The organism is Photobacterium carnosum (assembly GCF_002849605.1).
GTDB classification, from domain to species: domain Bacteria; phylum Pseudomonadota; class Gammaproteobacteria; order Enterobacterales; family Vibrionaceae; genus Photobacterium; species Photobacterium carnosum.
On the sequence record NZ_NPIB01000015.1, the window covers coordinates 1 to 19531 of the forward strand.

General features: G+C 39.9%; 18 protein-coding genes, 1 tRNA gene and 2 rRNA genes. 15 read left to right on the plus strand and 6 right to left on the minus strand.

The window, feature by feature from the left end:
* From CIK00_RS12510 to tamB, 6 genes are all read left to right on the plus strand, one after another.
* Window positions 1–80: ribosomal RNA gene (locus CIK00_RS12510) — 23S ribosomal RNA — on the plus strand; the annotation flags it as partial.
* A gap of 137 nt (window positions 81–217) precedes the next feature.
* A 5S ribosomal RNA gene (gene rrf, locus CIK00_RS12515) occupies window positions 218–333 on the plus strand.
* A gap of 69 nt (window positions 334–402) precedes the next feature.
* Window positions 403–479, plus strand: a tRNA-Asp gene (locus CIK00_RS12520).
* A gap of 782 nt (window positions 480–1261) precedes the next feature.
* Window positions 1262–1366, plus strand: a complete 105-nt coding sequence (locus CIK00_RS21540; RefSeq protein WP_232604051.1) for a DUF1107 family protein — start codon at window positions 1262–1264, stop codon at window positions 1364–1366.
* Window positions 1367–1843: 477 nt separating this feature from the next.
* Window positions 1844–3568, plus strand: coding sequence for an autotransporter assembly complex protein TamA (tamA, locus tag CIK00_RS12530; protein ID WP_101769189.1), 1725 nt, complete (start codon window positions 1844–1846; stop codon window positions 3566–3568).
* Complete coding sequence (tamB, locus tag CIK00_RS12535) at window positions 3565–7326, plus strand: autotransporter assembly complex protein TamB (protein WP_101769190.1); 3762 nt, start codon at window positions 3565–3567, stop codon at window positions 7324–7326. The genes tamA and tamB overlap by 4 nt, the downstream gene beginning before the upstream one ends.
* 78 nt (window positions 7327–7404) lie before the next feature.
* Here the strand turns inward: tamB and CIK00_RS12540 are convergent, their stop codons facing one another.
* The 3 genes from CIK00_RS12540 to fbp form a co-directional block, all read right to left on the minus strand.
* Window positions 7405–7788 carry a rhodanese-like domain-containing protein gene (locus tag CIK00_RS12540; protein WP_101769191.1) on the minus strand — a complete coding sequence of 128 codons (384 nt, stop codon included), beginning with the start codon at window positions 7786–7788 and terminating at the stop codon, window positions 7405–7407.
* A gap of 12 nt (window positions 7789–7800) precedes the next feature.
* Window positions 7801–8328: an inorganic diphosphatase gene (gene ppa / locus CIK00_RS12545; RefSeq protein ID WP_101769192.1), complete on the minus strand. Its 528-nt coding sequence runs from the start codon at window positions 8326–8328 to the stop codon at window positions 7801–7803.
* Window positions 8329–8494: 166 nt separating this feature from the next.
* Entirely contained in the window at window positions 8495–9505 is a 1011-nt protein-coding gene (gene fbp, locus CIK00_RS12550) for a class 1 fructose-bisphosphatase (RefSeq protein ID WP_101769193.1), read from the minus strand.
* 196 nt (window positions 9506–9701) lie between these two features.
* On the opposite strand from fbp, the gene mpl reads away from it, so the two are divergent.
* Together mpl and CIK00_RS12560 are read left to right on the plus strand one after the other, a co-directional pair.
* The gene (gene mpl, locus CIK00_RS12555; RefSeq protein WP_101769194.1) at window positions 9702–11057 is read left to right on the plus strand and encodes a UDP-N-acetylmuramate:L-alanyl-gamma-D-glutamyl-meso-diaminopimelate ligase; all 1356 of its coding nucleotides are present in this window, start codon (window positions 9702–9704) and stop codon (window positions 11055–11057) included.
* Between the two features lie 11 nt (window positions 11058–11068).
* Window positions 11069–11692 carry a flavin prenyltransferase UbiX gene (locus CIK00_RS12560; RefSeq protein WP_101769195.1) on the plus strand — a complete coding sequence of 208 codons (624 nt, stop codon included), beginning with the start codon at window positions 11069–11071 and terminating at the stop codon, window positions 11690–11692.
* Window positions 11693–11799: 107 nt separating this feature from the next.
* On the opposite strand, the gene argR is transcribed toward CIK00_RS12560, so the two are convergent.
* A complete protein-coding gene (argR, locus tag CIK00_RS12565) occupies window positions 11800–12270 on the minus strand; it encodes a transcriptional regulator ArgR (protein ID WP_101769196.1) in 471 nt (156 codons plus the stop codon).
* Window positions 12271–12664: 394 nt separating this feature from the next.
* On the opposite strand from argR, the gene mdh reads away from it, so the two are divergent.
* The gene (gene mdh / locus CIK00_RS12570; protein WP_101769197.1) at window positions 12665–13603 is read left to right on the plus strand and encodes a malate dehydrogenase; all 939 of its coding nucleotides are present in this window, start codon (window positions 12665–12667) and stop codon (window positions 13601–13603) included.
* 72 nt (window positions 13604–13675) lie between these two features.
* Here the strand turns inward: mdh and CIK00_RS12575 are convergent, their stop codons facing one another.
* Together CIK00_RS12575 and ispB are read right to left on the minus strand one after the other, a co-directional pair.
* On the minus strand, window positions 13676–13867 hold the full coding sequence (locus tag CIK00_RS12575) for a hypothetical protein (protein WP_101769198.1): 192 nt from the start codon (window positions 13865–13867) through the stop codon (window positions 13676–13678).
* A gap of 148 nt (window positions 13868–14015) precedes the next feature.
* Window positions 14016–14987 (minus strand): octaprenyl diphosphate synthase, encoded by a 972-nt coding sequence (gene ispB, locus CIK00_RS12580; RefSeq protein ID WP_101769199.1) that lies wholly within the window; start codon window positions 14985–14987, stop codon window positions 14016–14018.
* Between the two features lie 278 nt (window positions 14988–15265).
* Between ispB and rplU the strand changes: the two genes are divergently transcribed.
* The 6 genes from rplU to CIK00_RS12610 all read left to right on the plus strand — a co-directional run bounded on the left by rplU (window position 15266) and on the right by CIK00_RS12610 (window position 19505).
* Complete coding sequence (gene rplU, locus CIK00_RS12585; RefSeq protein ID WP_045028003.1) at window positions 15266–15577, plus strand: 50S ribosomal protein L21; 312 nt, start codon at window positions 15266–15268, stop codon at window positions 15575–15577.
* A gap of 18 nt (window positions 15578–15595) precedes the next feature.
* The gene (gene rpmA / locus CIK00_RS12590; protein WP_036796188.1) at window positions 15596–15853 is read left to right on the plus strand and encodes a 50S ribosomal protein L27; all 258 of its coding nucleotides are present in this window, start codon (window positions 15596–15598) and stop codon (window positions 15851–15853) included.
* Between the two features lie 67 nt (window positions 15854–15920).
* A complete protein-coding gene (locus CIK00_RS12595) occupies window positions 15921–16847 on the plus strand; it encodes a DMT family transporter (protein WP_101769200.1) in 927 nt (308 codons plus the stop codon).
* 87 nt (window positions 16848–16934) lie between these two features.
* Window positions 16935–18110 (plus strand): Obg family GTPase CgtA, encoded by a 1176-nt coding sequence (gene cgtA / locus CIK00_RS12600; protein WP_101769201.1) that lies wholly within the window; start codon window positions 16935–16937, stop codon window positions 18108–18110.
* Window positions 18111–18240: 130 nt separating this feature from the next.
* Complete coding sequence (locus tag CIK00_RS12605) at window positions 18241–19044, plus strand: threonine/serine exporter family protein (RefSeq protein WP_167388553.1); 804 nt, start codon at window positions 18241–18243, stop codon at window positions 19042–19044.
* Window positions 19041–19505: a threonine/serine exporter family protein gene (locus CIK00_RS12610; RefSeq protein ID WP_101769202.1), complete on the plus strand. Its 465-nt coding sequence runs from the start codon at window positions 19041–19043 to the stop codon at window positions 19503–19505. Before CIK00_RS12605 ends, CIK00_RS12610 begins: the two co-directional genes overlap by 4 nt.
* Window positions 19506–19531 lie beyond the last annotated feature (26 nt).

The window sequence follows — 19531 nt, forward strand, 5'->3', positions numbered from 1 at the left end:
TACAACGTTGATAGGTCAGGTGTGTAAGTGCTGCGAGGCATTGAGCTAACTGATACTAATTGCCCGTGAGGCTTAACCATACAACACCCAAGGGGTTTTTCTTCTCTAAAGAGAAGAGACGGACTCTACAAACGCTTGAATGAGTGTGAGAACAACTAGTCAGATTTTTCCCAGATTGCTATTTATTGCCATAAGGCGATAAATAAAACAGAATTTGCTTGGCGACCATAGCATTATGGACCCACCTGATCCCATGCCGAACTCAGTAGTGAAACGTAATAGCGCCGATGGTAGTGTGGGGTCTCCCCATGTGAGAGTAGGACATTGCCAGGCTTTAATTTCGTTTTTATCTTTTTATAAAGATAGAGACAACAAGTTGCATTTATGCTGAATAGACACTGCGGAGTGGTAGTTCAGTTGGTTAGAATACCGGCCTGTCACGCCGGGGGTCGCGGGTTCGAATCCCGTCCACTCCGCCATTATTGAAGAAACCTGAATCGAAAGATTCAGGTTTTTTTTCGTCTATAGAAAATGGCTATCATAATGCTTATGCCGATCTGGAAAATCAACGGGTTAGGTTAATCTAATCTTTTGAATATATTTTAATGATACATATAGCCGATTTATTAAAGTGATTTTATGTAATACAGATTTTGATTTGCAAGATAGTGCTGTTGGGACCAGCTTCAAGCTTGTTCAATAGGATTAAGTTTAGGGGAATACGGTAGACGTTTAATGTTACTGAGATTATTAAACTGAGTTTCAATATTGTGTTGTTGATATTGATACTGTAATTATTGGCCGTTAATATATCGTTTAGTTAATAATTAGCCGGTATTAAGACTGATTAATTCAGTATGATCAAAATATTATACTAGAACGCGAGTATGAGTTTTGCTATTAGTTAGTGGCCGTTTTATGGGAATATTTTTTAATAAGGGCTATGTTATTGTTATTATGAAATACCTACTGACGATTAGATCCTTAATTAATAACGGCTACCATTAATATTTCTTAAGCAATAAATATAAATTTATTAGTGAATTTATTTATCTTTGTTCGTTACTTGTAACAAGCTATAGAATCGTGTTTTTTAATATTGTCATCACGGACTATGCACTTTTAATCGTAATATTTTACTTAATTCTCAGTTGATTTTATGTGGCAGATTGTTTGCATGTATTTATTAGTAATGACCCCTGTTTTACTTGTTATTATGTGAGGATATCTCAAGTTTATCGTCCTATTCAGGTGGCGAAATTTGTCGATTTTTTTTAAGGGGCGACTTTTTATTAATGGAATTAGTTGTTTTAAATTTGAATATGGGCGTTTGCTTTTACCTAATCGACAGATATTAAAGTGTTAAATCTACTATCTAAAGTGAATCAGGCACTTTCAATTATTATTGTTTAAATGAGGCTGATTTTACTGATAATACAACTACAACGGTAGGTTATGACTAATAAATTTTATGATAATAAGCATGAATCGGAATAAAATAAAACTTAGAGTAGTAATGGGTTTTTATTTTGCGATGCATATTGATAATTTTCATGTCCCTGTTAGGCTATATTTTTATATTATCTGAAAAATAGAGATAATTTAGCTAGAGTTATTTGATGGCTATGTAACACTTTAATTATGTAAGTTGTTTTTATGATCATCAGAAGAGCTGTTCGACTTTAAATAAATGAAACTAATAGAATGTGTTATTAATGATACATATTTGCAGTGAGTTATTTATTATTAATAATATTCGTAGCTATTGTTGGTATAGAGCGGCACCATTTGCCAAAATAGAAAATGTGAATGAATCTAAATTTTCCCAAGAAGCATAATTCGAATGAATAAAGTTTATCAATGGCTAGGTGTTGCATCTTTTGCCTTAGTATTATCAAGTCCGGTAATGGCGGCATCTCTTAAAGTTAAGGGATTAAACAGTAGCCTTGAAGATAATGTAGATGCCTATTTATCGGCTATTTCTAAAAATGACTATAGTAATACCTTACGCTTTCAAGAGCAGGTTAAATCTGAAATCAGTCAAGCATTACAAGCGCTAGGCTATTATCAGCTAACGTATGACTATCAGGTTAAAGGGAGTGGCAAAAAGACGGATATAATTGTTACTGTTGATGCTGGCCCTCGTACTCATATTAGCCAAAGTAATATTATTATTACTGGGGAGGCTAATAATGATCCTGCCTTTGTTTCATTATTAAAAAATAGCGGATTAGGCGTTGGAATGGCGCTTAATCAGGGTAAATATGAAGCCTTAAAATCAGCGTTACAAAGTCTGGCAGTGCGCCGCGGTTACTTTGACGCTGAGCTGAAAAGAAGTGAATTAGGTGTTATTCCTACCCGTAATGAAGCAATTATCACGATAGATTTTGACTCTGGACGCCGTTATACTTTTGGTGATACCAATTTTACAGGGAGTCAAATTAAGGATGAGCGCCTTCGTTCAATGATCCCATATACTAAAAATGAACCTTATTTAGCCTCTAAATTAGGGTTATATAATGAACGCTTATCTAACGTTGGCTGGTTTTCATCTATTTATGTTGGTGGAGATGTTACCAAGCGTAAGGATGATAAAATCCCGATTGAGGTTGCTTTAACTCCTCAAGTTAGAAATCAAATTGAAACGGGTATTGGTTTTTCAACTGATACGGGTCCGCGCTTAAAATTTAATTGGAAAAAACCTTGGGTCACCAGTAATGGTCACAGTTTTTACCTTAAATCCGAGATATCCAAAGAGCAGCCGAAACTTGAGGCTGCCTATAAAATCCCATTAGATGACGTCTTAAATAATTATTATCAAATTGTTGGTGGTATTCGTTACGTTGATAATCACGATACCATTAGTACTCAATTTGGTTTAGGGGTTGAACGCCACTGGAAGTTAACTTCTGGATGGGAGCGTACAGTTTCACTGCATTGGCTTAATGAAAAATATAAGCAGGGTGGTGATGAGAGTGGTACCTTCAATGTCTTCTTGCCAGGGCTTTCCTACAGTAAGAGTCAGTTTACTGGTGGTGTATTCCCAACGTCTGGTAGTAAGTATAATTTTTCCGTGGAATTTGCAGATAAATCGTTAGGTTCAAATACGAGCTTAATTCGTATACAAGCAAAATCGGCATGGATCCGCACCTTAAGTGAAAATCAACGAGGCCTTTTCCGTATTGCGGGAGGAGCTGTACTGGCAGATAACATTCGTGATATTCCACCATCGTTACGCTACTTTATTGGTGGTGATAATAGTATTCGAGGCTATGGCTATGAGTCTATTTCACCGCGTAATGATTTAGGTCGTATGGTCGGTGGCCAATATATGGCGACCAGCAGTATTGAGTACCAATACCGTTTATATGGCGATTGGTGGGGTGCATTATTTTATGATTATGGTTCGACATGGAATGACAACAAACCGGATTGGATGCGAGGTACTGGTTTCGGTGTTCGTTGGGCATCTCCCGTGGGTCCGGTTCGTATTGACTTTGCTTGGGGGCTTGATAAACCCGACAAGGATAAGTTTCAACTTCACTTTTCTTTAGGGCCTGAATTATGATCTGGGTGAAGCGCATATCCCTGACTATTTTAGCAATTTTATTGTTTTTAGTGATCACTATTGCAGTGATCTTATATACCCCAGCAGGGTTGAAATTTGCCAGTTGGGGAGCGCAAAAAGCGTTACCTGCGTTATCTATAGGTGATACTTCAGGCTCTCTATTACGTGGTTTTCAAGTCGATAATGTACGCTATCAAGACAGTAATATGAATTTAGCCGTTAAACAGTTAAATCTAACCTTGGATGATAGCTGTTTATTGACGCCTGAAATTTGTATTTCAGATGTAGGGGTTAATGGTGTTAAGTTTTCAATGCCAACATTGCCGCCAGCCACTGAGCCCGAGCAACCATCAAAACCGGTAACTGAAATCAGTCTGCCTATTCCCATTAAAGTTGATCACGTTACTTTAGATAATATTGATCTTGATATCTTATCGAATAAGGTGAATTGGCAACATTTCTCTACTGCCGCGACGGTTATTGGCAGCCATGTAACGTTAAAGCCGACGGATTGGGATAATATTAAGTTAGCACTTGCTCCTGCGGAAAAGCCTGTAAAATCGAAAGCAAAGCCAAAAGTAAATGTTAAGGCTAAATCTGATGCTACTGTTATCACGTTGCCTGATGTCGTATTACCAATGTCGTTTGATATTGAACGTTTTACTGTTAAAAATTTCGAATTAGAAGGTAAAACACCACAAAAAGTATCTTTACTTGAAGTGATAGCATCAGGAAAAGGGAGTGAAATTAACCTTAAAAAATTACAGCTTGATGCACCACAAGCGAATTTAAACGCGAAGGCACAAGTGACATTAGCGGGTGATTATCCTTTAACACTAAATGCTGATGCTAATATCGCAATGAAGCCGGTTAGTGGTCAAACACTGACGTTAAAAGCGAGTGGTTCATTACAAAAGCTCGTTATTGATGCGCAGCTTAAAGGCAAATTAGACGCTATTGTTAAAGGCAAGTTATCACCGCTAAAGGCTGATTTTCCATTTGATGTGGCAATCTCTAGCCAACATTTACAGTGGCCAATCGATAAGCCGGCTGAATTTACGGTTGATAAGACTATTATTGATGCGAAAGGCAGCTTGAACGGTTTTACATTTAATGCGAAAAGTAACATTAATGGTAAACCGATACCTGCTGTAATGTTTGCGCTTAATGGTAAAGGCGATCTTAATAAGGTTGACCTTTCATCATTAAAAATTAATACCTTGGGTGGTGTTATTTCTGGTAACGCAAAAGCGAGCTGGAAAGATTTAGTTAATTGGAGCGGGCAACTACAATTTTCTGATATTCAACCAGGTTTACAATGGCCAGCAGCGCAAGGCAATGTAAGTGGTAAGCTTGCGACTTCCGGTGGTTTAACCAAGCAAGGTGGTTGGTTTGTTAAATTGCCACAGTTGGCAGTTAACGGCACCATCATGAAACAAGCGTTAACGTTGGTTGGTAAGTTAGACGCATCTGATGCTAATGGTAAAGGTGACTTACTTCGAGTCAATACGCCAGGGCTAACATTAAAACATGGTCCGAATGGAATGGTGGTGAAAGGCCAGCTAGATAAAACATGGAATATGGTTGCTAATATTGATGCACCGAATTTATCTAAATCATTAAAAGGTCTTCATGGTGCTGTTAATGGTAATGTGATGTTATCGGGCAGTATGGCGACTCCGGATATTAAGCTTGATTTACAAGGTAATGATTTAGGTTGGCAACAGTTAGCAAGCTTAGCTTCGTTTGATCTTAAAGGTAATGTGACGCCTTTACCTGATATGAAGGCGGATGTTAGTTTGACCGCTGCGAAAGGTAAATATGGCACAACAACCCTTGATGATCTTAAGATCTTATTTAAAGGTACTGAGCAACAACACAGTTTAAGTGTCAATGTAAAAGGTGAACCTGTTGGTGCTAATATATTGATCAATGGTGACTTTAATAAGAAAACGGGCTGGAAAGGTACATTAGTTAAAGGTGATATTAGTACGCCTTTAGGTGACTGGGTACTTAATCATCCGACCTTAATTCGTTATGATCTTAAAACCGCGATGGCAACTGTTGGTGCGCATTGTTGGCAACAAGGGCAAGCGGGTATTTGCTTAACTAATGATCTTAGTGCCGGAACGTCAGGTCAAGCGCAGTTAGCTATTCGTAAATTTAACTTTGATTTGTTAAAACCGTTCTTACCGCCAGAATTAAAAGTGACGGGTGAACTAGGTGCGAATGTTGACGCTAAATGGTCACCTAAAACAGCGCCTTATCTAAAAGCGAATATCATTATGCCTGCTGGTGGTTTTAGCCAACAGATCAGTAGTGATGAACAACCGCTAACGTTAGGCTGGGATAAAGTGACCGTTAATGCGGATATGCAAGATAATGTATTAAATGCGAATTGGTTAGTTGCGATTAAGAATAATGGTGATTTAAGTGGTCGTGCAAAGATCACTAATCTGCAAGGTGATAAGCAGATCAATGCCAATGTTAAGCTTGATCGTTTTACCCTCGGATTCCTTGAACCGATGATCAAAGATTATCATAAGTTTGATGGTCAAGTTGATACGAACTTAACCGTGACCGGGCCTATCTTACATCCTGCGGTTAATGGCTTATTACAAGTGTCTCAGCTAGAGGCAACGGGACGTAAAGTACCATTAGATATTAAAAATGCAGATATTAAGCTGGCCTTTAATGGTTATAACGCCAATCTGATCGGTAATATTTATACGCCAGATGGACAGTTATTGCTGCGGGGTACTGGTGATTGGCAGAATATGAAGGCTTGGAAAACGAAGCTGAATATTAATGGTAAAGAGTTAAAAGTAAGTGTACCGCCAATGGTTGCATTGAAGGTATCGCCAGATTTAACGATTGAAGCATCACCAACAATGGCTGAAATTACCGGAAAAATCGGTATCCCGTGGGGACGAATTACAGTTAATCAGTTACCTAAATCAGCGGTGAGAGTATCAAAAGATCAAGTGATCTTAAAAGATGACATGCAGCCATTAAAAGAAAAACCGGAAGTACCATTTGATATTAAAACCAATATTTTTGTTCATATTGGTGATGATGTTAAATTGTCTGCATTTGGCTTAAAAGCAAGTTTGTTGGGGGATTTAAATGTCCGCCAAGCAGGTAAAGGACCGATGATTTATGGTGAAGTTAATATTGCTAAAGGATCGTACTATCGCGCACTAGGACAAGAGTTATTGATCCGTAAAGGACAAATTTTGTTTAATGGTCCAGCAGAACAACCTTATCTTTCTATCGAAGCGATTCGTGATCCAGATAATGTTGAAAATGATGTGATTGCTGGTGTACGTGTTACTGGCCCGGCTGATAAACCTGAAGTAAATATCTTCTCAGATCCAGCGATGCCGCAACAAAATGCCTTGTCATATATTCTAACGGGTAAGAATCTTGATTCTGAAAACTCCGATGGTAGTAACAGTGCCATGACAACCGCATTGATTGGTATGGGGTTAGCACAAAGTGGCCAATTAGTCGGTGATGTTGGTGAGGCCGTGGGCGTCAAAGATCTTAGTTTATCAACGTCTGGTGCGGGTGATGATTCGCAAGTGACGATCAGTGGCTATATTGCTCCTGGGTTGCAAGTGAAGTATGGGGTAGGTATTTTTAACCAAGTGGATGAATTTACTTTGCGCTATCGATTATTGCAGAATCTGTATGTTGAAGCTGTTTCTGGTCTTGATCAGACTGTGGATTTACTCTACCAATTTGAATTTAATTAATCACAACCTTGATGCTTTAGCGTCTGTACATTGATAATGAAAGGCCCGATTAGTGATAATCGGGCTTTTTTTATCATGTTATTTTGGGATTGGATGTGGTTGTGTTGCTTTGAGATCTTGATAATTACGCCCATTATATACTGCGGTGTATCCTAGCTCTTGTAACGTTGTTGCTGCTATTTCTGCTCGTCGACCTGATTTACAGTACAGTAAGATCGGTTGATCTTTATCTTTATAGGCCGTCACTATGGTTGCAATATCTTGATAAGGGATATTGATAGCCGAAGTGATATGTCCTTGTGAGAACTCGGTTGGTGTTCTAACGTCGATAATGACATGTGGTTGTTGTTGCTGTAGTTGCCAAAATTGTTGTACAGAAACATTCTGGGCATAACTTATTGGCACTATAGCTGTAAGACTAAGTATGGTTATTAATAATTTATATTTTAGTATGTGCTTCATTGACGTTGATCGCTATTTTTGTGCACGTTCAAATGAGGAGATGATTTCTTCTTTTGCTGCCGCTACATTTTCCCAACCATCAATTTTGACCCACTTGTTAGCTTCTAATTCTTTGTAATGTTCAAAAAAGTGGACTATTTGTGCTTTCAATAAGCTTGGAAGATCATCGATATTCAGAATATGATCATATTCTGAACTGAGTTTGCTATGAGGAACGGCGACAATTTTTGCATCTTCACCTGATTCATCTGTCATTTTTAATACCCCAATAGGACGACAGCGAATCACTGAGCCTGCAAGTAATGGGTATGGGGTTGGCACTAATACATCAACCGGATCGCCATCAAGGGAAAGGGTGTGATTAATATAGCCATAGTTACATGGGTAAAACATCGGTGTTGAGGTGAATCTATCAACAAATATGGCGCCACTGGCTTTATCGACTTCGTATTTGATAGGATCAGCATTGGCTGGAATCTCAATAATCACATTAATATCGTGAGGAAGATCTTGGCCTGCTGTGACTTTATTTAAACTCATGAATAGCCCTCTTTTTGTGTTAATTAAATGTTACATGTATTGAGGTTGTCATTATTTATATTAAACACAACCGCCACCATAACACCGTCGTTGAGGAAATAACGATGGCCGGAGACATTATTGGTTATCTCAAGGTGGTTAATACCACCTTGAATTTTAGTGGTTGTTATTCATCTATTTCGTGAAGGAAGGCTTCTACTTTGTTGACCATATTGGTTGAGCCAACAAAAAAAGGTACCCGTTGATGTAACTCGGTTGGCACGAGATCTAAAATACGTTGTTGGCCATCTGTTGCTCGTCCGCCAGCTTGTTCGATTAATAATGCCATCGGATTACATTCATATAATAGCCGTAATTTCCCATTGGGATAATTGGCAGTACTTGGGTAAAGGTAGATGCCACCTTTTAATAAATTACGATGAAAATCAGCCACTAAAGAGCCGATATAGCGTGATGTGTAGGGGCGGTTATCTTGTGGTACATATTCTTGGCAATATTTTATATATTTTTTAACGCCTAATGGAAAACGAATATAATTGCCTTCGTTGATGGAATAAATATTACCATTAACAGGAATTTGCATATTTTCATGAGAGAGGCAAAATACACCCAATGAGGGATCATAAGTAAAACCATGGACACCATTACCTGTGGTATAAACTAGCATGGTGGATGAACCATAGATAACATAACCCGCGGCGACTTGGCGGTGGCCGGGTTGAAGAAAGTCGGCATCAATGGCTGGTGAGCCTACGGGTGATATACGACGATAAATAGAGAAAATTGTTCCAACGGATACGTTAACATCGATATTAGATGAGCCATCAAGAGGATCCATTAGCACTACATATTTAGCATCTCGGTTTAACTGCCGCTTAAAGCTAACGGCTAGATCTTCTTCTTCACTGGCAATGCCGCACACTTGATCGCGCGCTTCTAATGCGGCTTTGAATTTATCGTTGGCATAAAGGTCGAGTTTTTGTTGTTCTTCACCTTGAATATTTTCTGCGCCAACGGATCCGGTTATATCGGCTAATCCGGCCTTATTGATTTCGCGGTTTACGATTTTAGCCGCTAGTTTTATCGAGCCGAGTAGTGAGGATAGTTCGCCACTGGCATGAGGAAAATCACTCTGCTTCTCGACAATAAATTCACCAAGCGTTCTAATATCGGTCATAAACAATCCTTGCATTATGTTGTCATAAGATGATGTAGGTTCAGTTGTATACTTGTTGGATCTCAATGTGTAATGAGTGCTAATGCCTCACAGTATTTTTTGTTATATAAAGAATTGTATATAAAGATCTTTTTTATGGTAACGAAGTAACGTCAAAGCGTGACATTAATAAAATTTAAGGATGGAAACAGCAGTTATGCATATTCATATTTTAGGTATTTGTGGAACATTTATGGGAGGCGCTGCCACATTAGCGACTCAACTTGGTCATAAAGTGACGGGTTCTGATGCCAATGTATATCCACCAATGAGTACCATGCTTGAGTCTCAAGGTATTGAAATAATTCAAGGATATGATCCTGAACAATTAAAACCAGCGCCTGATTTAGTCGTTATTGGTAATGCCATGAGCCGTGGTAATCCATGTGTTGAATATGTGCTTAATAACAATTTACGTTATACCTCTGGTCCGCAGTGGCTACATGATTATTTATTACAAGATCGCTGGGTAATGGCGGTGGCTGGAACGCATGGTAAAACGACGACGGCAAGTATGTTAGCGTGGGTATTAGATGATTGTGGTTATCAACCGGGCTTTTTAGTAGGCGGAGTACTTGGAAACTTTGGCATTTCTGCTCGCCTAGGTGAAAGTATGTTCTTTGTTGTTGAAGCCGATGAATATGACAGTGCTTTTTTTGATAAACGTTCGAAGTTTGTTCATTACCAACCTCGCACATTGATCATGAATAACCTTGAGTTTGATCATGCTGATATTTTTGATGATCTAAAAGCTATTCAGCGTCAATTCCATCATCTTGTACGAACAGTACCAAGTAATGGACGTATTTTAGCGCCACATGGAGTGAAAAATATCGATGAGACGCTAGCTATGGGATGCTGGAGTGAGTTGGAATATATCGGTGATGATGGCCATTGGCGTGCTGATAAAAAGCTGGCGGATGGCAGTGTGTTTGATGTTTATCTTGATGATCAATTAGTCGGTACTGTTGATTGGGCATTAGTGGGCGATCATAATGTCAATAATGCTTTAATGGCGATTGCAGCAGCTCGACATGTTGGCGTAACGGCAAATTTAGCGTGTGAGGCATTAGCTAAATTTATCAATACTAAGCGTCGATTAGAATATAAAGGCGAGGTTAATGGCATTACGGTTTATGATGATTTCGCTCATCACCCAACGGCTATTGAATTAACATTAGGTGGATTAAGAGCTAAATTGGGTCAGTCTCGTATTCTTGCTGTGCTTGAACCGCGTTCAAATACGATGAAATTAGGGGTCCATAAACACGATTTAGCGCCTGCATTACATGCTGCGGATGAAGTGTTTTTATTTCAACCAGATAATATTCCATGGTCAGTGCAGGAAATTGCCGATCAATGTCCTCAACCTGCATTTTGTAGTGATAATATTGATACGCTGGTGGCGAATATTGTTGAATCAGCTCAATCAGGTGATACGATTTTAGTGATGAGTAATGGTGGTTTTAGTGGCATTCATGACAAATTATTAGCCGCATTAACAGCAAAATAAAGTGAGAAACAATGAAAAATAAACAGATAACATTAGCATGGACGGGTGCGTCTGGTGCTCCTTATGGTTTGCGTTTGCTTGAATGTTTATTGGCGGCAGATTATCAGGTTTATCTGTTGATTTCATCTGCTGCTCGAGTGGTATTAGCCACTGAACATGGACTTAAATTATCAGCAGCTCCTGATACTGCACAACAACAATTAGTCGCACATTTACAGTGTTCAGCTGAAAAATTGGTCGTTTGCGGTAAGGAAGATTGGTTTTCACCGGTAGCATCTGGTTCTGCGGCACCAAAGCAAATGATAATTTGTCCTTGTTCGGCATCGACGTTGGCATCTGTGGCTTATGGTATGTCAAATAACTTGCTTGAACGGGCGGCAGATGTCGTTATCAAAGAACGCGGTCAATTATTACTGGTGATCAGAGAAACGCCATTCTCAAGTATTCATTTAGAAAATATGCTTAAGTTATCGCAACTGGGGGTGACGATTATGCCTGCGGCTCCGGGGTTTTATCATCAACCACAAACCATTGATGATTTGGTTGATTTTATGGTGGCGCGAATATTAGATCATTTAAATATCGAGCAAGGTCTGGTTCCGCGGTGGGGGTATGATCAACGTCAACCATCATAGAAATAGCTGAGTATTTTTAATTAATTGGAATGGTACTAAAACTCAGGGTCTATGTTTCTTGAGCATTTATTTAATGCTCTAACAGTGAGATAGACCCTAATTATTGATTAATTACTATAATCAAATAGATCACATACTGTCTCGTGAAGGTCAGTTGTAGTGATATTATTTGTTGGTGTGATGAAAATAGTATCATCACCAGCGACAACGCCAAGGATCCCTTCCGCTCGGCCTAATGAATCAAGTAAACGAGCAATAACTTGTGCTGCGCCAGGGCCAGTATGAATCACAACTAATGCGCTGTTAAAGCCAATTTCCATCACTAATTCTTTTAATGGACTAGTGATTGTTGGAACGCCAAGTTCAATCGGTAAGCAATACACCATTTCCATTTTGGCATTGCGAGTACGTACCGCGCCGAATTTTGTTAGCATGCGAGAGACTTTTGATTGGTTAATATTATCAAAACCCTGTGCTTTTAATGCCTCAACAATCTCACCTTGAGAACTGAACTTTTCTTCTTTTAAAATTAATTTAAATGCTTTAACTAAACGTTCTTGTTTATCTGAATTTCGCATAAGTAAATATTATCTACAGGGACGAGGTAGACCATTTTTGCATAACCTGTGACTTACTAGCAAACAAAGTGAATCAAAATAAACATGTGAAATCGCATTTTTGGTATAAATAAAAAAATTTATTGCGACGTTTGTCATTGTTTTGCCATAACTAATTGGCTGGAATTAGTTAATAAATAGTAATGATTAAATTTATAATTTATTTGTCTGATAAAAGCATTTTGGTGCATTTTTATGGGATTATGCGTTACTTCGCAAAGCGAGTCGGAGATGATTGTATTTTTTTGGGGCTTAATATAACGTCCATAGATTGTTATTCAGTTACTACTATTATTAACTGGATTAGGTTGTACCCACTTTAATAAATATACTTCTATCGTAAAGGAGAACGAACATGAAAGTTGCTGTAATTGGTGCGGCTGGTGGTATTGGTCAAGCATTAGCATTGCTATTGAAAAACCGTTTACCTGCAGGCTCAGATCTTGCTTTATATGATATAGCGCCAGTAACACCCGGTGTTGCGGCTGATTTAAGCCATATCCCAACACCTGTAGCAATTAAAGGGTATTGTGGGGATGATCCAACACCAGCGTTAGAAGGGGCTGATGTTGTGCTTATTTCTGCAGGTGTTGCACGTAAACCTGGAATGGATCGTGCCGATTTATTTAATGTTAATGCAGGTATCGTAAAATCATTAGCTGAAAAAATCGCAGTGGTATGTCCACAAGCATGTGTCGGTATTATTACAAATCCAGTCAATACCACGGTTGCAATTGCTGCTGATGTACTCAAAAAAGCAGGTGTGTACGATAAGCGTAAATTATTTGGTATTACAACTCTTGATGTGATCCGTTCTGAAACGTTTGTTGCAGAACTTAAAGGCGTTTCACCGTGTGATATTCGCGTTCCCGTTATTGGTGGTCACTCGGGTGTGACTATTTTGCCATTATTATCGCAAGTTGAAGGCGTAAGTTTTACTGAAGATGAAGTAAAAGCATTAACTCCACGTATTCAAAATGCAGGAACTGAAGTTGTGGAAGCTAAGGCGGGTGGTGGCTCTGCAACGTTATCTATGGGCCAAGCGGCATGTCGTTTTGGTTTAGCGATGGTACGTGCGCTGCAAGGTGAGCAAGGTGTGGTTGAATGTGCTTACGTTGAGGGTGATGGCAAGCATACACGTTTCTTCGCCCAACCTGTTTTGCTAGGTAAAAACGGTATTGAAGAAGTAATGGACTATGGCAAACTAAGTGCGTTTGAACAAAATGCATTAGAAAGCATGCTTGATACATTACGTGCAGATATCATTCTTGGTGAAGAGTTTGCCGTAAAATAAGTAGATATAATTTTTAGAATAAAAAAGCGGCCTAATTAAAGCTGCTTTTTTATATTCGTAATTTTGTGAATATCAATAATAACGATCACAACCACTATGCAGTTGAGGTTGCTCAATAAGATCTTCAATATTAATTGACTGCAATTGATGATCTTGGCGGCGCTCAATGATCACCGCGTGGTGCTGATGATCTATGCCGATCACCTTTCCTACCCCGTGATGAGATTCTACCCACATCCCCGTTGTTAAATGATTAATATCCATGATCACCTTCTTGGTCAATAACATATAATATATCGATGGTAGTGATAGTATAGATCATGGTTGATCGTGGTATAGCTTATGTTTATTTTGGCTTATTAGGCATAAAAAAACCTGCCATAAAGACAGGTTTTTTATAAATTGGAGGGGGTTATTTTTTTCGTTGTACTGCCATGTGCGCGAGTGTAATTAATGCTTGTTTGTAAGCTGAATCAGCAATAGGAGCCAGAGCCGCAATGGCTTTCTGTGCTTCTTGTTCTGCGCGTTGTTGGGTGTACTCTAATGAGCCGTGTTGACGCATACAAGCCAAAATAGCATCAAGTTTATCCATGCCATTAGCATGCACAATAGCTTCACGAATCATTGTTGCTTGGGCTTGATCGCCATGATGCATAGCATGCAGTAAAGGTAACGTAGGTTTTCCTTCCGCAAGATCATCGCCGACATTCTTGCCCATTTCTTTGCCATCGGCAATATAGTCAAGTACATCGTCAATGAGTTGGAAAGCAGTGCCTAAATAGCGACCATACTCTTGCAATGCAATTTCAACCTCAGTTGATGCATCAGCAATAATTGCTGCAATTTGAGTTGACGCCTCAAATAAACGGGCTGTTTTTGAGTAAATCACCTGCATATAGCTAGTTTCGGATGTGTCAGGATCATTACAGTTCATTAACTGTAACACCTCACCCTCGGCGATCACATTGGTTGCCTCACTCATGATATCAAGGATCCTTAAGGATCTTAGGCTTGTCATCATCTGAAATGAGCGCGTATAAATGTAGTCACCGACTAACACACTAGCGGCGTTCCCAAAAGCGGCGTTTGCAGTTTCTTTGCCTCGACGCATATCTGATTCATCAACCACGTCATCATGAAGCAATGTGGCAGTATGAATAAATTCAACAAAAGCAGCGGCTGTGATGTGTTTATCACCGTCATAGCCAAGTGCACGTGCTGCTAATACAGCGAGCATGGGGCGAATACGTTTTCCACCACTGTTTACAATGTAGAATCCGAGTTGATTAATAAGGGCGACATCTGAGTTCAGTTGTGCCTGTATCTTCGCGTCGACTTCCGCCATATCGTTGGCGGTGAGCGCTTGGATAGCTTTAAAATCCATTATACGTCCAGCAAGATTGTTAGCCGCGTAGGGCGGAAAATATTTTGAATTGATATGTGAATCTTACACTAAAATAACCATATCGTCATAACCTCAAATACAGCTATTTCAAACAGTTTTTGTGTTGGGTAGCTTTTCACCAATTTTCTTTCGAGAATGGCTTGCCACTAAGTCTCTTTTCGCGTAACATTCGCGCCCTATTGATGACAAGATTAAACGCATACCCATTGCCCATTTTAGACGTGGCAAATGGCCTGTGCGGAGAAGCGGAGTAAGACATGTACGCTGTTTTCCAAAGTGGTGGTAAACAACACCGTGTAAGCGAAGGCCAAACCTTACGCTTAGAAAAACTAGATGCTGAAACTGGCGCTAGCATTGAATTTGACTCAGTACTTTTAGTAGCTAATGGCGAAGAAGTATCTGTAGGCGCACCATTTGTAACTGGCGGTAAAGTAACTGCTGAAGTTGTTACTCACGGTCGTGGCGATAAGATTAAAATCGTTAAGTTCCGTCGTCGTAAGCACTCTCGTAAGCAAATGGGCCACCGTCAGTGGTTCACTGAAGTCAAAATTACTGGCATCAGCGCTTAATAACAGGAGAATTTAAAGATGGCACATAAAAAAGCTGGCGGTTCTACTAATAACGGCCGTGATTCAGAAAGTAAACGCCTAGGTGTTAAGCGTTTTGGTGGCGAGTCTGTTTTAGCAGGCAACATCATCGTTCGTCAACGTGGTACTAAGTTCCACGCGGGCACAAACGTTGGCCTAGGTAAAGACCACACTCTATTCGCTCTATCTGACGGTAAAGTGAAGTTTGAAGTTAAAGGTCCTAAAAACCGTAAATTCGTATCTATCGACGCTGAATAATTTTCAGATTCGACACGAATATTAAAGCCCTGCCTTTTTGGCGGGGCTTTTTATATCTGGAGGGTTTATGATTGATCGCAGCCCTATGATTGGTTTTTTTCTTGCAATGACAACCGCCGTTTTTTGGGGCGCTTTACCGATTGCAATGAAACAAGCCGTAGAAGTGATGGATCCTTTTACGATTGTTTGGTACCGCTTTATTGTCGCGGCATTTGGCTTAGGCCTTTTTTTAATGTGGCGTAAGAAATTACCAATAATATCAAATCTTGGGCGCATGGGTTGTGTGGTGTTAATCATCGGCAGCTTAGGTCTTGCAGGGAACTTTGTGCTGTATAACAGCTCATTGAAATATTTAAACTCTCACGTTGTACAAGTTCTTATCCAATTAGCGCCAGTGATGCTGTTAGTATCGAGTGCTTGGGTATTTAAAGAAAAATTAGGTCGGCATCAAGTTGTGGGTGTAATTGCTCTGATTGGTGGTTTGATCTTATTCTTTAATGAACGGCTTATTGAGCTGTTTACCAGTTTTTCTGGCTATACTGTAGGTGTTAGCTTTGCTGTTACTGCCGCGTTAGTGTGGGTCGTTTATGGTCTGGCCCAGAAGTGGCTATTACGGCAATTTTCATCAGCACAAATATTACTGATGATTTATGTTATCTGTGCTGTAATACTGACCCCAATGGCACAACCACAACAAATTTTCGCAATGGATAACCGCCAATTAGGGATGTTGTTATTCTGTTGTATTAATACGCTTGTTGGCTATGGTGCATTTGCAGAAGCAATGTCACGTTGGCAAGCATCACAAGTGAGTGCAGTGATCACACTGGCTCCTTTGTTTACGATATTATTTGTCGATCTTGCGAGTTTGGCTTGGCCACAATATGTTACGACAGCCTCTTTGAATATATGGGGTTATCTCGGTGCTATAGTTGTGGTAGGTGGCGCTGTTTGTTGTGCTATAGGCCATAAGTTTATTAGCCCAAGCAAATAGTCAAGGTCCATGAAATAATTACTACGCGGTGATATGTGCTAAATTCCCTCATCGCAGTATGTTAAACGCCACAGTGCGGAGAAAAAAATGAAGTTTATAGATGAAGCGGTTATTCGCGCCGATGCCGGTGATGGCGGTAATGGTGTAGTAAGTTTTCGTACTGAAAAGTACATTCCTCGTGGCGGCCCTGATGGCGGCGACGGTGGCGACGGCGGTGATGTTTATCTTTACGCCGATGAAAACTTCAATACACTAATTGATTACCGTTTTGAACGTTTCCATGCCGCTGAACGCGGTGAAAATGGCCGAGGCGGTAACTGTACCGGTAAACGCGGTGAGGATGAAGTATTAACAGTACCTGTAGGTACACGTGCTATCGATGAAGATACTGGCGAAGTAATTGCCGATCTAACTGATCATGGTATGAAAGTGATGGTTGCTAAGGGCGGTTTCCACGGTCTAGGTAACACCCGCTTTAAATCATCTGTAAACCGTGCACCACGTCAAAAGAGTATGGGTAGTAAAGGTGAAATTCGCCATTTACGCCTAGAATTACTACTTTTGGCTGATGTAGGTATGCTAGGTCTACCTAATGCAGGTAAATCTACGTTTATTCGCGCTGTATCATCGGCTAAGCCGAAAGTAGCGGATTACCCATTTACTACCCTTGTTCCAAGCTTAGGTGTGGTACGTGTTAATGCTGAGCGTAGTTTCGTTGTTGCAGATATTCCTGGTCTAATTGAAGGTGCTGCTGACGGTGCTGGCTTAGGTATTCGTTTCTTGAAACACCTTGAGCGTTGTCGTGTGTTATTACACATGATTGATCTGTTACCTGCTGATGGTTCTGATCCAGTAGAAAATGCATTTACGATCATTAATGAGCTTGAGCAATACAGTGATAAACTGGGTAACAAGCCGCGTTGGATTGTATTTAACAAAGCTGATCTTCTTGATGAAGAACAAGCACAACAAAAGATCAATGAAGTTCTTGAAGCATTAGCATGGGAAGGACAGCATTACAGCATTTCTGCTCTTAACCGTGTTGGTACTAAAGAATTAACTTATGATCTGATGATTGCTATCGATGCACTGCCTCGTATTAAGTACGAAATTGAAGAGCAGAAAGCCGATAAAGTTGACTTTAAGTGGGATGATTACCACGCTGAACAAATTAAGAAAGTTCAGGATGAAGACGACAATGATGATGATTGGGATGATTGGAATGAAGATGATTACGATGTAGAAATCATCTATAAACCATAAACCATTATCGTGCAATATGCGAAAGAAGCCATACCATTGAGGTGTGGCTTTTTTTTGTGCTTAATCAACACCTATGAGACTGGTTTCGGTATGCTAGTTATTCTGAATTGTTTTTTATAATGGATTGTAAATGGATATCGACATGGAGCGCGTATTACTACCGTTAAGTGAAGCTCAGCAACGGAAAGTGACTCGATTGGCAATAGAGGCGGGCCAGCGGTTATTACAACATGGCGCTGAGAGCTCTGTTATTACAGATGTTACCCGTCGATTGGGTTTAGCTCTCGGTGTAGAATATGTTGAAGTGTCATTGTCAGCCAGTTCGATGGTGATCAGTACTCGTCATTTAGGTTGTTGTATTACCACCACTCGACGATGCCAAGACGGTGGTATCAACATGCAAATAGTGACCGATATTCAGCGTATCTGTATTCTTGTTGAGCGGGGATTATTGGATGGTAATGACGTTCAACACCGCTTAGAAAACCTCAAAATACAGCGTTATAATCGTTGGATAGTAGTGGTTATGATCGGCTTATCATGTGCCGCATTTAGCCGTTTAGCGGGAGGGGATTGGCCAGTATTTTTACTCACTTTTTGCGCCTCATCTGTGGGGATGTATGTCCGCCAACAAATAGCCAGTTATCACTTTAATCCACTGTTAAATTTTGGTGTTACCGCGTTTGTAACCACCTTAATTTCAGGCCTTGGCGAAGTGTATAATATAGGTGCCCAACCCTTTTTAGCGATGGCTTCATCGGTACTAATGTTAGTGCCTGGTTTTCCATTAATTAATGCCGTAGCTGACATGGTAAAAGGCTTTCCAAGTATGGGATTAGCCCGTTGGACGATGGCAACATTATTGACCTTATCGACCTGTATAGGGATTATTGCCGCGATGAACATACTGGGTGTGTGGGGGTGGTTACTATGACATTAATGTTGGCATTACTGAATGATATGTTACTGGCGATGATCCCTGCATTAGGGTTTGCATTGGTATTTAATGTTCCCCAAAAAGCCTTGAAATATTGTGCTATTGGTGGGGCTATTGGCCATGGGACTCAGTTTTTATTAATGCATTGGGGGCTTTCGATCGAATGGTCAACCCTTGCCGCTGCAACTTTAGTCGGCATGATCGGTGTTCATTGGTCACATCGTTTTTTAGCTCACCCGAAAGTGTTTACGGTTGCTGCGTTGATCCCTATGGTACCAGGGGTATTTGCCTTTAAAGCCATGATTGCCATTGTTGAAATTAATCACCGTGGCTTTTCGCTAGCTTTATGGGGATTGATGATTGATAACGTACTGAAAGCGGTATTTATTGTGGCGGCATTAGCAATTGGGTTAGCTATGCCGGGGTTATTATTCTATCGTCATCGTCCTGTGGTATAACTACGATAGAATGACAAGACGAATAC